Here is a 13,433-nt window from a genome sequence, read left to right as displayed (position 1 = left end):
TCCGGGAGTAGAAATGAAGCCTTTCTTGCGCTGGTGTTATGTTGCGACAGCACTTATGTTGGCAGGATGCAGCAACCATGATTGGCGTAAAAACGAAGTTCTGGCGATTCCGTTGCAGCCGACGTTGCAGCAGGAAGTCATCCTGGCACGCATGGAACAAATACTTGCCAGCCGGTCATTAACCGATGATGAGAGAGCACAGCTATTATATGAGCGCGGTGTGCTGTATGATAGTCTCGGGCTAAGAGCACTGGCGCGAAATGATTTTTCACAAGCGCTGTCTATTCGTCCTGATATGCCAGAAGTTTTTAACTACCTGGGGATTTACCTAACGCAGGCAGGCAATTTCGATGCTGCCTATGAAGCGTTTGATTCTGTACTAGAGCTTGATCCAACTTACAACTACGCGCGTTTGAACCGAGGTATCGCCCTGTATTACGGTGGCCGATTCTCGTTAGCGCAGGATGATCTGCAGGCGTTTTATCGAGACGATCCAAATGATCCCTTCCGTTCGTTATGGCTTTATCTTGCGGAGCGAGAAATCAATCCGAAGAATGCCGAAGTAGCGCTCCAGGAGCGTTATGACAAAGCGGACAGAGGGCAATGGGGATGGAATATCGTCGAATTCTACCTGGGCAAAATCAGCGAATCTACGCTGATGGAACGCCTCAAGGCAGAAGCAACGGATAACACTTCGCTCGCTGAGCATCTCAGTGAAACTGACTTCTATTTAGGTAAGCATTACCTAAGTCTGGGGGACAAGAACAGCGCCGCGGCACTGTTCAAACTGACGGTAGCTAACAACGTCCATAACTTCGTTGAGCACCGCTATGCATTGTTGGAATTGGCGCTTTTGGGCCATGAGCAAGACGACCTATCAGAATCGGACCAGCAATAGCTGACGACACCAATCAGCCTTTTTAATCATGGTATTTACCATTTTTAAGCGCCTTAACGGGCGAGGGTTGCTTTGTTCGTTTTATAATCTAATTTGAGCCGGTTCACACTTTTCAATGAAAATGACTGAAAATTTTCTCGACGAGTTATGTAGACTGGCTGCCATTATTAATGAGGCACGTGTACATGACTACTGAGCTTGAAACCTCTTTTGCTGACCTGGGGCTGTCTGCTCCGATCATTTCTGCCCTGACTGATTTGGGCTATGAAAAACCTTCACCAATCCAGGCTGAGTGTATTCCTCACCTGTTAAATGGCCGCGACGTTCTGGGCATGGCTCAGACAGGTTCCGGTAAAACAGCTGCATTCTCCTTACCGCTGTTGCATAACATTGATGCTTCACTGAAAGCACCACAAATTCTTGTTCTGGCACCGACCCGCGAACTGGCGGTTCAGGTTGCTGAAGCAATGACTGATTTCTCTAAACACATGCATGGCGTGAATGTGGTTGCCCTTTACGGCGGCCAGCGCTATGACGTTCAGCTGCGCGCACTGCGTCAGGGACCACAAGTTGTTGTGGGTACCCCGGGCCGTCTGCTGGACCACCTGAAACGCGGTACCCTGAACCTCTCAAACCTGAGCGGCCTGGTGCTGGACGAAGCTGATGAAATGCTGCGTATGGGCTTCATCGAAGACGTCGAAACTATCATGGCGCAGATCCCGGCTGAACATCAGACCGCGTTGTTCTCTGCAACCATGCCAGAAGCTATCCGTCGTATTACCCGTCGCTTCATGAAAGAGCCTCAGGAAGTACGTATCCAGTCAAGCGTGACTACCCGTCCAGACATCAGCCAGAGCTACTGGTCTGTCTACGGTCTGCGTAAAAACGAAGCGCTGGTGCGTTTCCTTGAAGCAGAAGATTTTGATGCGGCGATTATCTTCGTTCGTACCAAAAACGCGACACTGGAAGTGGCTGAAGCGCTGGAACGTAGCGGCTACAGCAGCGCTGCACTGAACGGTGACATGAACCAGGCGCTGCGTGAGCAGACTCTGGAACGTCTGAAAGATGGCCGTCTGGACATTCTGATCGCAACCGACGTGGCAGCACGTGGTCTCGACGTAGAACGTATCAGCCTGGTGGTTAACTACGACATCCCGATGGACTCAGAATCTTACGTTCACCGTATCGGTCGTACCGGTCGTGCTGGCCGTGCGGGGCGCGCATTACTGTTCGTTGAGAACCGTGAGCGTCGTCTGCTGCGTAACATTGAACGCACCATGAAGCTGACCATTCCAGAAGTTGAAATCCCAACTGCAGAAGTTCTGGGCGAACGTCGTCTGGCTAAATTCGCAGCGAAAGTTCAGCAGCAACTGGAAAGCAGCGATTTGGATCAGTACCGTGGTCTGCTGGCTAAACTGCAACCTGCAGAAGAGTTGGACATCGAAACACTGGCTGCGGCACTGCTGAAAATGGCACAAGGCGAACGTCCTCTGATCGTTGCAGCGGATCCGGTCTTCAAAAGCCGTCCACCACGTCGTGAATTCGAAGATCGTGGCGACCGCGGTGATCGTGGCGATCGTCGTGACCGTCCGGCTCGCAGCAACGACCGTCCTGCACGTGATGGCGACAGCCCACGTCGTGAGCGTCGTGACGCTGGCGAAATGGAACTGTATCGCATCGAAGTGGGTCGTGATGATGGTGTTGAAGTTCGTCACATCGTTGGCGCTATCGCTAACGAAGGCGACATCAGCAGCCGTTACATCGGTAACATCAAGCTGTTCGGTACGCACTCAACTATCGAACTGCCTAAAGGTATGCCGGGCGAGATCCTGTCTCACTTCACCCGTACGCGTATCCTGAACAAACCGATGAACATGCAGCTGATCGGTGATGCGGTGCCACAGGCTCCACGTCGTGATCGCCCGGCCGGTGCTGGCGGTGAGCGTCGTGGTAACGGCGCTCCGCGTCCTTTCAACGGTGAACGTCGTGAAGGTGGCCGTGGTAACGGTGCTCCACGTTCTTTCAGCGGTGATCGTCGTGAAGGTTCTTCAGCAGCTGGTGACCGTCGTCCGCCAAGCCGCGCACCACGTCGTACTACTGACGCATAATCTGAATCCAGCTCGCTGATCTTCAGATGACTTAACGTCAGAAAATAAAAAACCAGCCTTCATCGGGCTGGTTTTTTTTCGTCTGCAATTTACTAAGAGGATCAGGGTCAGCTGATGCGCTGCTCTTTAACCAGATCGCCCTGCAACTGAGACACAATTTCGAACGAATGCAGACGAGCCTGGTGATCAAAAATCTGACCGTTGATCATCAGCTCATCGGCTTCGGTTTCACGCAGGATATTTTGCAGCCCCTGACGCACTGTTTCTTTATTACCGACCACCGACATGCGCAGCGCGTTATCCACGCCAAAGCGTTCCTGAGCTGACCACAGGCTTTCGATGTTATCGACCGGCGCAGGGAGTTTACCTGGCACCCCGCGGCGCAGATTAATGAACTGTTGCTGATTGGAGGTAAACATCCGGCGCGCTTCTTCATCGGTGTCTGCGGCAATCGCGTTGATGCACACCATCGCGTGTGGCTTCTCAAGCTGAGCAGAAGGCTGGAATTTGCTGCGATAAATCGCCAGTGCCTGATACAGCATGTCCGGTGCAAAATGTGAGGCGAAGGCAAATGGCAGGCCAAGAGCCGCCGCCAGTTGCGCGCTGTAAAGGCTGGAGCCGAGTAACCAGAGTGGCACATGCAAACCTTGTCCCGGCACGGCCTGTACGGCCTGCTGCGGCTGAACGTCACCGAAATACATCTGCAATTCCTGTACATCCTGCGGGAAGTTATCGATTTCACCGGAAAGATGACGGCGCAGTGCAATCATGGTGCGCTGGTCTGTTCCAGGCGCGCGGCCGAGTCCCAGATCTACACGATTTGGATACAGCGTGGCGAGCGTGCCGAACTGTTCAGCAATCACCAGCGGGGAGTGGTTTGGCAGCATCACACCGCCGGAACCCACACGGATCGTTTTCGTTCCGCCCGCGATATAACCCAGCAGCACGGAGGTCGCGGCACTGGCGATACCGGTCATGTTGTGATGTTCTGCCATCCAGTAACGCTGGTAGCCCCACTTCTCAGCGTGCTGTGCCAGTTCAAGGGAACACTGGAACGCGCGGGCCGGATCGGCTCCTTGCGGAACCGGCGCCAGATCGAGCACGGAAAGGGGAACGGTGTTTTTATCAGACATAATCACGGCTCACTCATCAAAGGAAAGTGCGGAGAAAGCATTCACTCCGCTCATAATTAGAACGAGTATTACCCAATAACTACTGATTGAATACGGCATTTGTGCCCTTAATTGCCGTTAAAACATCCTTAAAATCGATTTGAGTAACTTAAATTATAGTTTTTATGAATATGTTGTTTTGTGTTAAACAGTCTTTGTTCATCCCGCTATGATTTGACACAAGCGCATACGCGCCTTTAAGAATGGGCGTTGGCGGGAAAGGACAATCATGGAATGGAGAACCAAAAGCCGATGATAAACACAGGCAAACAAAAAGGATGAAGCACCGATGAGTAAACGAATATTATTGACCCTGTTGCTGGTTGCAGCTGCGGTTTCTCTGGCGGTGCTGTTTCGTGCGCACAATCAGGATTTACTGTTACAGGGAGAAGTCGATGCGCCGGAAGTGATTGTGGCGTCGAAATCGAAAGGCCGCGTGATTGAACGTCATGTAGAACGCGGTGACGATGTAAAAGCCGGGCAATTGCTGATAACTCTCGACAGCCCGGAAATGATGGCGCAATTGCGCGCTGCCGAAGCTGCCCGCGATCAGGCAAAAGCGCAGCTCGATCTCTCGGTTAACGGTACCCGTGAAGAAAGTATCCGCAACCTCAAAGCCACCCTGGCGCAGTCTCAGGCAGAATATGTGAACGCCCGCGATCTCTACAACCGCAATGTCAAAGTGGCGGCTAAAGGGTTTATTTCAGCTTCTGATTTAGAAGATTCCCGCCGCGCCCGCGACAGCGCATATGCACAAGTTCTGGTCGCTAAAGCCAATCTTGATGAAGGCGTAAACGGCGACCGCGTGGAACAGCGCGAAAGCTATGCCGCGCAGCTGCGTCAGGCGGAAGAAGACTTGCTTGAAGTAAAAGCGCAGACCGATGACTTACAGGTTAAAGCGCCGGTCGATGGTGAAGTGGGGCCGATCCCGGTAGAAGTCGGCGAACTGGAGAGTGCCAACAGTCCGTTGCTGACATTGGTCCGTCTGCCAGACGCCTATTTCGTCTTTAACCTGCGTGAAGATATTCTGGCTGGCGTGCGCAAAGGCGACAAAGTGCAGATGCGCGTTCCCGCGCTGAATAACCAGTTGATCGAAGCCGAAGTTCGCTATATCGCGCCGCTCGGAGACTATGCGACCAAACGCGCCACGCGCGCGACAGGTGACTTCGATTTAAAAACCTTTGAAGTGCGTCTTTACCCTGCGAAACCGGTGCCCGGACTGCGTCAGGGCATGAGTGCATTGTGGCAATGGAAAGCGAAGTGAAGCCGGTCAAAGCGCCACGCAGTGAAAGGGTAAAAGCCGCATGGCGCTGTTTCAGCCGCTCTTTTACCCGTGAAGTGAATCACGCCTTTCGCAAACCGGTGATCCACTGGCTGTGCTGGATTTTCCCTTTGCTTCTGTTTGGTCTTATCAGCAGCAACTTTTCCGAAGGCACATTGCTGGATTTACCGGTGTCTGTGGTCGATAACGATCACAGCTCATTATCCAAAACGCTTACCCGCAAACTGGACGCCGGTTCACACGCGCATGTGCAGGCGTTCGAAGGCGGTTTACCGGAAGCGGAATACCGTCTGCGTACCGCGCAGGATTATGCGCTGTTGTATATTCCCAATGATTTTGAAGCCGACGTACTGGCTGGAAAACAGCCGAGCGTGGTGCTGTATTACAACGCGTTGTTTTACGGTGCCGGTCTGTATTCCACGCAGGATTTCAGCGGGCTGATCACCGAACTGAATACCAGTTACCGTTCGATTATTGCGACTGAAATCGGCAAAACGCTGCCATCGCTGGCCAGCGTCGATTTATCCTACGGCAGCCTGTTTAACGCCAGCGGCAGTTACATTTATTACCAGCAATTCGCCGCAACGATTCACCTGCTGCAACTGTTTACCGTGACCTGCATGATCTACGTGATGGCACGCAGCCAGGCGTTGCTCAGTGCGCCATCATTTACGCTGGCGCTGCTCGGCAAACTTGCTCCGTATACGCTGTGTTTCACCACGTTACTGATGGTGGAAATCGCGATGCTGGTTGGATTCTTTGACGCCCGCGTCAGCGGCAATCCTTTGTATATGGTGGTGATTGGCTTCTTCTATGTGATCGCTGCGCAAAGCCTCGGGCTGTTACTTTTCACCTTCACCAAAACCACCATTACCGCTTACACCATGATGGGGATTTTCGTCAGTATCGCGCTGACTTTCTCCGGAATGGCGGTACCGGTGCTGTCGATGCCGCTGCCAGCGCGCATTATTTCCGGCATTGAGCCGCTCAGCTATGCACTGGCCGCGATGTTTGACGTTTTCCTGCGGGAAGTCTCGGTGCGCGGTATTCTGATGGTGTGCTGCATCCTGCTCATTTATCCGCTGCTGACAGGTCTGCTGGTGCGCAGACGCCTCTACATGCGGCTTAAACGACAGGAGGCAGGCCAGTGACCCGCCGTGAATGGTTTAAAACCTGGTGGACGACATTCCGTAAAGTGCTCACCGGTTTGCTCGACAAGCCAATGTGGATGATGTTGCTGCTGTCATTGTGCGTGATGAGCCTGGTCTATGCGAACCGCACGGTGTGGGATTTGCCGGTGGCGGTGGTCGATCAGGATCACAGCACCGCCAGCCGGATGCTGACCCGTCAGCTGGACGCCACTTCCAAAGTCGCGACGGTGGCTTACGACAGCCTGGCGCAGGCCGAACACGATCTGGCGCTGCGTAAGCTCTTCGCGGTGATCATCATGCCGGTCGATCTTGAGAAGAAGATCCTCGCAGGGCAGAACATTGTGATCCCGGTTTACGGCGATGCGACTAACCGGCTGGCGAACGGGCAGATCCAGCAGGATGTGCTGGCGGCGTATCAGGCAATTCTCACGCAATACAACACGGATTTGTTGCTGAGCAGCGGCTTCAGTGAGCGGCAGGCCAGCGTGGTGCTTTCGCCGATTGTCGGGCAGACGCTGGATGTGTTTAACCCCGGCATCAGCTTTGCGGCGATTATTTTCCCCGGCCTGCTGGTGATGTTATTGCAGCACTCATTATTGATCGCCAGCGTGCGCGTGAGCATTGTGCTCAACAGCGGACCTTCCGGAAAACCGGCGATACCGGCGTTTCTGGGCGGTATTTCGGCGCTGATCCCGGTCTGGCTGTTTCTGTCGATCGTCTTGTTTGTGCTGTGGCCATGGATCCTGGGTTACCGGCAAACGGCCAGCATTCCTGAAATTTTGCTGCTGACCTTCCCGTTCCTGCTGGCAGTTCTGGGGCTCGGGAAACTGGTGACGGAATGCCTGCGCAGCGTCGAACTGATTTACCTGACGCTGGCCTTTATTACCACACCGGTTTTTTATATTTCCGGCACTATCTGGCCGTTGCAGGCGATGCCTGCGTGGGTCAGGGGGGTATCGTCTATGCTGCCTTCAACCTGGGCGACCAAAGCCATTGCCGGCGTCAATCAGATGGGGCTGCCGTTTAAAGATGTGGGCGGCGATATTCTGATGCTGCTGATCTTGTGCCTGTTTTACACCTTTATCGGCATTGCCGTGGGGATGCTGCGTGATGGCGTCCGGCTCAGAGCGATGTTCCGGCCGAAGCACAGAAATTCGTGATAAAAAAAGGGAGATGACCGTCAGGTCTTCTCCCTTTTCACTGCAACAGGCGCTGTCAGGGGCGCAGTTCCAGCCCGGCGACGCGCTGCCAGTAGCCGTTACAGTCGGCGTTATCGGTGAGTGTCAGTGGCAGCAAACCGCTTTCATTGTTACGGAACGCTTCCAGCGTAGCGAGGGTATCTGTGGTTTCCGGTGACAGGCGCACGATATCAACTAATCCCTGCATCGACACCAGTTCATTGCCGAGGTTATAGCAGTAACCGCTCTGCGTCTGAATGCCGTTGAGCACGAACACCTGCTGATTTTCCTGCGACAGCATTTTGCGCCCCTGCGGATAACTGATGCAGCAGGTTTCGCATTCATCTTTCGCACGGTTTTCAGAACGAGCCGTGAAACAGCGCGCCGAATAGGCCAGCGGTAAATGTCCGTACGACAGCACTTCCACTTCAAACTTATCACGGATACCCAGGTCATCACACTGGTTCAGCAGATTAACCAGCCAGTCGCGGGAAAGCTCGACCGGCATACACCAGCGCATCATGCCCTGTTTTTGCAGGATTTTTAGCGTGACGGCGTTATAGCAGTTCAGCGCATGACCGACGACAAACGGCAGATTGCGTTCGGCTGCCATGTTCACCGCGCCGAAATCGTTAGCTTCCAGCAGAAACTCGCCGTTTTCTACATAGCGTTTCAGTTCATTCAGTTCAGACGGTGCCTGCAACAAGGCCAGCGTGGAAATCACCACCTGTTTACCGGATGCGGCCAGCTGACGCGCGACCTCCATCCAGTCATTCATTTTCATCTCACGGCGTTTGGTACAGACGTTTTCACCGAGATAAATGATATCTGCACTGCTGTCCGCTGCGGCCTGATAAAACGCTTCAACCTGCGTTTTCGGCCAGTAGTAAAGAATGGCCCCTAAAGAATATTTCATCATCGTCTCTTCGATTACTGCCACTTGCGGTGATAAGCACCTAGCGTGGTTTGTGTACCTTCAGACATGGAGCCCAGCGTTTTCATCCAGGCGTCATCGGTTTTGAAGTTTTGCGGATCCGCCATACAGCGGTCGATTGCCGCACGCCATACGCGGGCTACCTGACTGACATACGCCGGGCTGCGCTGACGTCCTTCAATTTTCACGGAGGCAATATTGGCGGCGAACAACTCCGGCAATAACTCCAGCGTATTCAGACTGGTTGGTTCTTCCAGCGCATGATATTTCGCGCCATCCACCAGATAACGCCCTTTGCACAGCGTCGGATAACCGGCGTTTTCACCTTCGTCATAACGGTCGATCAGCACATCGTTCAGACGCGATTCCATGCCCTGAGCCGTTTGTTGCCAGCGCACGAACCGCGCCGGTGAACAGGCACCCACGGTATTTGGCGATTCTCCGGTCAGATAGGAAGAAAGATAGCAGCGGCCTTCGGCCATGATGCACAAGCTGCCAAAGGCGAAGACTTCCAGCGGCACGACAGTGGTACGGGAAAGCTGACGCACCTGATGCATCGAAAGCACGCGCGGCAAAACAACGCGGGCGACATCAAAGTTACGTTTATAGAAGCGGATGGCTTCGTCGTTAGTGGCCGATGCCTGCACCGACACATGGCGCTCAACGTGAGGATATTTATTCGCGGCGTAATCGAGCATGGCGATATCGGCCAGGATCAGTGCATCTGCGCCGAGCTGTGCGGCCATATCCACTGCGCGTTCCCAGCGCTGATAGCCATCAGGATGCGCAAACGTATTGATGGCAATGTGCAGTTTACGGCGGTGACGGTGAACGTAATCCGCGGCTTCCTGCAATTTTTTATCCGTGAAATTCAGACCGGCGAAATGGCGTGCATTGGTGTCATCTTTCAGGCCGATATACACCGCGTCTGCGCCATTATCGATCGCCGCTTTCAATGCAGGTAAATTCCCTGCCGGGCAAAGTAGCTCCATTCTCGTTCCTTACTGCAACCGGCCAGCCAGAGCTGAGGTTGGTGGGTGATGAAAAGCCAGTTGCCGACGTCATTCATTCATCAGTCAGGGCTTTGATTGGCGAACTATTTTAGAGAAGCAATGGATGCAATATTTTGATTTGAGGCAGTTTCTGCGGCTTTGGAAGGCATACAGCGCCCGGGGAGGTTGTACGTGATGTTTTTCTGTTGCAGTATTTATTGATGTAGACCGCTGAACGTTCCCGGCGATGTGTCAAAATAGGCGGTATAACTGCCTTAAAACTTGCCGAAAAGTTACCGAAAGGAGTAGTGCCAGTGTTGCAAAAACTACGTGCACGTGTGGTCCGTCAGGGACCATCCCTGTTAAGTCTGCCTTTGAAATTCACGCCTTTTGCGTTGCAACGGCAGGTTTTGCAACAGGTACTGAGCTGGCAGCTTCGTCAGGCGCTGGCCGACGGAGAGCTGGATTTCCTTGAAGGCCGCTGGTTGAAAATTGAGGTCAGCGATCTCAGCCTGACCTGGCTGATGTCAGTGCAGGAGAGCAAACTGGTGATCGCTGAACGTGGCGAAGCCGATGTCAGCTTCAGCGGTAATGCAAACGATCTGATCCTGATCGCTGCCCGCAAAGAAGATCCGGACACGCTGTTCTTCCAGCGCCGTCTGCGTATTGAAGGTGATACCGAACTGGGCTTGTATGTGAAGAATCTGATGGATTCTATCGATCTCGATACTATGCCGCTGCTGCTGAAAAATGGCCTGCTGCGCCTGGCCGATTTTGTCGAAGCGGGTCTGCAAGAGGGCCGTGAGCCGCAAGCTCCGGTAGCTGAGCCATGTTAATTCGTACTGAAATTCCGGTAGATGCTGCGGGCATTGACCGTTTGTTACGCGCCTCATTCCCGACGGGTGCAGAAGCGGATCTGGTGCAGGAACTGCGCGAAGATGGTCTGCTGACGCTGGGCGTTGTAGCGACCGACGATGAAGGCGGCGTAGTCGGTTACGTTGCTTTCTGCCCGGTGGATATCCGGGGCGAAGACCGCAACTGGGTCGGGCTCGCGCCGCTGGCAGTCGACGAATCTCTGCGTGGTCAGGGACTGGGTGAAAAACTGGTTTATGAAGGGTTAGATTCCCTGAATGAGTTCAGCTATGCCGCGGTAGTGGTATTGGGTGATCCGGCGTATTACCAGCGCTTTGGATTTAAACCGGCTGCTGCTCATGACCTGCATTGCCGCTGGCCGGAAACGGAAACGGCTTTCCAGCTGTTCACCTTATCAGACGACGCACTGAAAGATGCCAGCGGAGAGGTGGTTTTCCCGTCGGCGTTCAATCGTTTCTGAATCTTTTCAGATACTATAAAGGCCGGATATCCGGCCTTTATTATTTTCCGCTTTCGGTTAATCCCAGATAGTTTTCCAGACATTCCGGTGCATTTCTCACCAGCAACTCTTTCTGCGCTTTGCTCAGTTTTTTGACTTTAATTTCCAGCTTCGATGCCAGTGAACGGTCGCCAGCCGGACAATGAAATGCCAGCGTCAGCTCGCCTTTTCCACGCAACGATTTCGCCCCTTTTCCGCACTGATGCTGGCCTAAACGCCGTGTCACGTCGGTCGTTATGCCGGTGTAAAGCATCCCGGTCGGGGTTCTCAGCATGTATAAAAACCAGTTGGATGGGGCGGACATAAGCTCTGCGTGTCAGGAAATTTTGTGTCAGTTTACCTGAAAGGCACACTATTTATCTGAAAGGCACAACAGAGTGAGGCAAAACATCAACATGGGGCGGTAAACTGACATAAACCAAAATAAGGCGCGTTTGATGAATAACCCTGATGACCTGAAACATATTCTGAAGTTTCTAAATAAACAGCATGTGCTGGCGCTGTGTGCCGTCGCCGACGGCGAGATGTGGAGCGCGAACTGTTTTTACGTCACGGATACAGAAAGCATGACGTTGTATTTCATGACCGAAATGAAAACTTTGCACGGTACGCTGATGGCGAAATCACCGCATATTGTTGGCACGATTGCTCCGCATCCGAAAACCATTGCCCTGATTAAAGGCATTCAGTATCGCGGCGAAGCCACCGTGCTTAGCGGTGAAGAAGAAGGGCATGCGCGACATCTTTATTGCAGGCATTTCCCGGTCGCCATCGCCATGAAAGCGCCGGTCTGGGGACTGAAACTGAATCACATCAAAATGACCGATAACGCGCTGGGATTTGGCAAGAAACTGCTGTGGGACAGGGCAGTTTGAAGGGAAATCGCCCCTTCCGCAGAAGGGGCGCAAGGCTTATGCCGCCAGAATTTTCAGTGATTCACGGTTAAAGGCGGGCAGATCGTCCGGCGTCCGGCTGGTGACCAGCGTGTTATCGTCAACCACGACTTCTTTATCGTAAAACTCTGCACCGGCGTTTTTAACGTCGACGACTACCGGTTTAACCGTTGTGAGTTTTCGGCCACGTATAACATCGGCGCTGATCAGTAGCTGCGGGCCGTGGCAGATGGCGAAAATGGGTTTGCCGCTTTTCGCAAAATCACGGGTGAAATCGACAAATCTGTCGTCACCGCGCAAGGTATCCGGCGAATGTCCGCCAGGTAGCAACAGCGCATCGAAGTCAGCCACGTTGACATCATCAATCGATTTATCAATGGTGACTTTCGCCTTGCCCTGTTTACCTTTGATCACGTTGCCCGCTTTGTTTTCGATGGTAATAACCTGATGACCAGCTTTTTTATAGGCCTCGGCGGGTGAAGTGAATTCTGAATCCTCAAATTCATCAGTGATGAGTACCGCTATCTTCTTGCTCATGGTTCCTCCTGCTGAGAATGTGTTTTTCGTCATACACTACTAAGCCTACAAGCCAGCGGCGGGCTGATCAAACTGGATTCTTCCGAGTCTGCGAAAGTAACAGGAACTGTCTTATAGCGTGATATTTACATTCAGGTAACACTTCAAATATCTGTTCATGCTTTCATGTTTCAGAACCCGTGTTTCAGAATCCATGTTTCAAAATCGCAGCGCGAAAGCCGTTTTTTAAAAGGAAGTGATATGGCAAAAGTTCTTCTGCTGGGCGGAAGTGGCCTGATCGGGCGTGAACTCTTACGTCTGTTGCAACTTGATCCTCGAGTCAGCCGCATCGTGGCACCCAGCCGTCGTCCGCTGCTGCCAGGGAATAAGCTGTTTAATCCGCTCGGCGACAATCTCACGTCACTGGTGGTCGCACTCGATGAGCCGATTGATTTACTGTTCTGCTGTCTGGGCACCACGCGAAAACAGGCGGGCAGTGCGCAGGCATTCCGGGCGGTGGATTACGATCTGGTGGTGGATTGCGCCAAAGCGGCACGCGAACTGGGCGCACGCCATTGTCTGGCTGTGAGTGCTAACGGCGCCGATGCCCGTTCGCGTTTTCTCTATAACCGCACCAAAGGCGAAATGGAGCTGGCGCTGATGCAGCAGGGATGGCCGTTGCTGACATTAGTCAGGCCTTCGTTATTAGTCGGAAAGCGCCATCCGCCGCGTCTTCTTGAGCAACTCAGTGCGCCGCTGTTTAAAATGCTGCCGGGGAAATGGAAAGCGATTGATTCTGATGTGGTGGCGAAAGCGTTGCAGGAGCAGGCATTTAATGCCGGATTAGGCGGCATCACCGTGCTGGAATCCGATGAGATCGCCGCCAGTATCGAAGATCTTTAATTCGCGTGATCCGCTGAGCCGGATCCTTGTGATA

General features: G+C 53.1%; 15 protein-coding genes. 10 read left to right on the top strand and 5 right to left on the bottom strand.

From position 1 onward, the window contains the following. Positions 1-13 precede the first annotated feature (13 nt). The 3 genes from nlpI (at position 14) to ACM615_RS13830 (ending at position 3,006) form a co-directional block, all read left to right on the top strand. Complete coding sequence (gene nlpI / locus ACM615_RS13840; protein ID WP_112286786.1) at positions 14-898, top strand: lipoprotein NlpI; 885 nt, start codon at positions 14-16, stop codon at positions 896-898. Between the two features lie 115 nt (positions 899-1,013). After that, positions 1,014-1,094 (top strand): protein YrbN, encoded by an 81-nt coding sequence (gene yrbN, locus ACM615_RS13835; protein ID WP_096335046.1) that lies wholly within the window; start codon positions 1,014-1,016, stop codon positions 1,092-1,094. Further along, a complete protein-coding gene (locus tag ACM615_RS13830) occupies positions 1,084-3,006 on the top strand; it encodes a DEAD/DEAH family ATP-dependent RNA helicase (RefSeq protein ID WP_113877113.1) in 1,923 nt (640 codons plus the stop codon). The genes yrbN and ACM615_RS13830 overlap by 11 nt, the downstream gene beginning before the upstream one ends. 107 nt (positions 3,007-3,113) lie before the next feature. On the opposite strand, the gene ACM615_RS13825 is transcribed toward ACM615_RS13830, so the two are convergent. Beyond that, complete coding sequence (locus ACM615_RS13825; protein WP_431012052.1) at positions 3,114-4,139, bottom strand: luciferase-like monooxygenase; 1,026 nt, start codon at positions 4,137-4,139, stop codon at positions 3,114-3,116. A 328-nt stretch (positions 4,140-4,467) separates the two neighbouring features. On the opposite strand from ACM615_RS13825, the gene ACM615_RS13820 reads away from it, so the two are divergent. The 3 genes from ACM615_RS13820 (at position 4,468) to ACM615_RS13810 (ending at position 7,771) form a co-directional block, all read left to right on the top strand. Continuing rightward, positions 4,468-5,442, top strand: a complete 975-nt coding sequence (locus ACM615_RS13820; RefSeq protein WP_112286783.1) for an HlyD family secretion protein — start codon at positions 4,468-4,470, stop codon at positions 5,440-5,442. Next, entirely contained in the window at positions 5,427-6,611 is a 1,185-nt protein-coding gene (locus tag ACM615_RS13815) for an ABC transporter permease (RefSeq protein ID WP_181955577.1), read from the top strand. The genes ACM615_RS13820 and ACM615_RS13815 overlap by 16 nt, the downstream gene beginning before the upstream one ends. Positions 6,612-6,682: 71 nt before the next feature. After that, positions 6,683-7,771, top strand: coding sequence for an ABC transporter permease (locus tag ACM615_RS13810; RefSeq protein WP_192878641.1), 1,089 nt, complete (start codon positions 6,683-6,685; stop codon positions 7,769-7,771). Between the two features lie 55 nt (positions 7,772-7,826). Here the strand turns inward: ACM615_RS13810 and ACM615_RS13805 are convergent, their stop codons facing one another. Together ACM615_RS13805 and ubiU are read right to left on the bottom strand one after the other, a co-directional pair. Continuing rightward, positions 7,827-8,705: a U32 family peptidase gene (locus tag ACM615_RS13805; protein WP_431012051.1), complete on the bottom strand. Its 879-nt coding sequence runs from the start codon at positions 8,703-8,705 to the stop codon at positions 7,827-7,829. A 14-nt stretch (positions 8,706-8,719) separates the two neighbouring features. Further along, entirely contained in the window at positions 8,720-9,715 is a 996-nt protein-coding gene (gene ubiU / locus ACM615_RS13800) for a ubiquinone anaerobic biosynthesis protein UbiU (protein WP_112286781.1), read from the bottom strand. A gap of 314 nt (positions 9,716-10,029) precedes the next feature. On the opposite strand from ubiU, the gene ubiT reads away from it, so the two are divergent. Then, the gene (ubiT, locus tag ACM615_RS13795; protein ID WP_112286780.1) at positions 10,030-10,551 is read left to right on the top strand and encodes a ubiquinone anaerobic biosynthesis accessory factor UbiT; all 522 of its coding nucleotides are present in this window, start codon (positions 10,030-10,032) and stop codon (positions 10,549-10,551) included. Beyond that, positions 10,545-11,048 (top strand): GNAT family N-acetyltransferase, encoded by a 504-nt coding sequence (locus ACM615_RS13790; RefSeq protein WP_113877118.1) that lies wholly within the window; start codon positions 10,545-10,547, stop codon positions 11,046-11,048. Before ubiT ends, ACM615_RS13790 begins: the two co-directional genes overlap by 7 nt. A gap of 40 nt (positions 11,049-11,088) precedes the next feature. On the opposite strand, the gene ACM615_RS13785 is transcribed toward ACM615_RS13790, so the two are convergent. Continuing rightward, entirely contained in the window at positions 11,089-11,391 is a 303-nt protein-coding gene (locus ACM615_RS13785; protein ID WP_113877119.1) for a GIY-YIG nuclease family protein, read from the bottom strand. A gap of 133 nt (positions 11,392-11,524) precedes the next feature. On the opposite strand from ACM615_RS13785, the gene ACM615_RS13780 reads away from it, so the two are divergent. Next, positions 11,525-11,962, top strand: coding sequence for a YhbP family protein (locus tag ACM615_RS13780; protein ID WP_431012050.1), 438 nt, complete (start codon positions 11,525-11,527; stop codon positions 11,960-11,962). A 36-nt stretch (positions 11,963-11,998) separates the two neighbouring features. Here ACM615_RS13780 and ACM615_RS13775 read toward each other — a convergent pair whose 3' ends face one another. Continuing rightward, complete coding sequence (locus ACM615_RS13775) at positions 11,999-12,517, bottom strand: type 1 glutamine amidotransferase domain-containing protein (protein WP_112286776.1); 519 nt, start codon at positions 12,515-12,517, stop codon at positions 11,999-12,001. Between the two features lie 240 nt (positions 12,518-12,757). On the opposite strand from ACM615_RS13775, the gene ACM615_RS13770 reads away from it, so the two are divergent. Continuing rightward, complete coding sequence (locus ACM615_RS13770; RefSeq protein ID WP_129639322.1) at positions 12,758-13,399, top strand: hypothetical protein; 642 nt, start codon at positions 12,758-12,760, stop codon at positions 13,397-13,399. Positions 13,400-13,433: the final 34 nt, after the last annotated feature.

The organism is Rahnella sp. PAMC25617, assembly GCF_050606005.1.
Classification (GTDB): domain Bacteria; phylum Pseudomonadota; class Gammaproteobacteria; order Enterobacterales; family Enterobacteriaceae; genus Rahnella; species Rahnella variigena.
The sequence above is the reverse complement of the archived record's forward strand: the minus strand, read 5'-3'. Positions and strand labels throughout refer to the sequence as shown.

What these genes read in the sequence shown, in the direction of transcription:
- nlpI (WP_112286786.1), top strand. Translation starts at nt 14, where the DNA reads ATGAAGCCTTTCTTGCGCTGGTGTTATGTTGCGACAGCACTTATGTTG.
- yrbN (WP_096335046.1), top strand. Translation starts at nt 1,014, where the DNA reads ATGAAAATGACTGAAAATTTTCTCGACGAGTTATGTAGACTGGCTGCC.
- ACM615_RS13830 (WP_113877113.1), top strand. Translation starts at nt 1,084, where the DNA reads ATGACTACTGAGCTTGAAACCTCTTTTGCTGACCTGGGGCTGTCTGCT.
- ACM615_RS13825 (WP_431012052.1), bottom strand. Translation starts at nt 4,139, where the DNA reads ATGTCTGATAAAAACACCGTTCCCCTTTCCGTGCTCGATCTGGCGCCG.
- ACM615_RS13820 (WP_112286783.1), top strand. Translation starts at nt 4,468, where the DNA reads ATGAGTAAACGAATATTATTGACCCTGTTGCTGGTTGCAGCTGCGGTT.
- ACM615_RS13815 (WP_181955577.1), top strand. Translation starts at nt 5,427, where the DNA reads ATGGAAAGCGAAGTGAAGCCGGTCAAAGCGCCACGCAGTGAAAGGGTA.
- ACM615_RS13810 (WP_192878641.1), top strand. Translation starts at nt 6,683, where the DNA reads ATGTGGATGATGTTGCTGCTGTCATTGTGCGTGATGAGCCTGGTCTAT.
- ACM615_RS13805 (WP_431012051.1), bottom strand. Translation starts at nt 8,705, where the DNA reads ATGAAATATTCTTTAGGGGCCATTCTTTACTACTGGCCGAAAACGCAG.
- ubiU (WP_112286781.1), bottom strand. Translation starts at nt 9,715, where the DNA reads ATGGAGCTACTTTGCCCGGCAGGGAATTTACCTGCATTGAAAGCGGCG.
- ACM615_RS13790 (WP_113877118.1), top strand. Translation starts at nt 10,545, where the DNA reads ATGTTAATTCGTACTGAAATTCCGGTAGATGCTGCGGGCATTGACCGT.
- ACM615_RS13785 (WP_113877119.1), bottom strand. Translation starts at nt 11,391, where the DNA reads ATGTCCGCCCCATCCAACTGGTTTTTATACATGCTGAGAACCCCGACC.
- ACM615_RS13780 (WP_431012050.1), top strand. Translation starts at nt 11,525, where the DNA reads ATGAATAACCCTGATGACCTGAAACATATTCTGAAGTTTCTAAATAAA.
- ACM615_RS13775 (WP_112286776.1), bottom strand. Translation starts at nt 12,517, where the DNA reads ATGAGCAAGAAGATAGCGGTACTCATCACTGATGAATTTGAGGATTCA.
- ACM615_RS13770 (WP_129639322.1), top strand. Translation starts at nt 12,758, where the DNA reads ATGGCAAAAGTTCTTCTGCTGGGCGGAAGTGGCCTGATCGGGCGTGAA.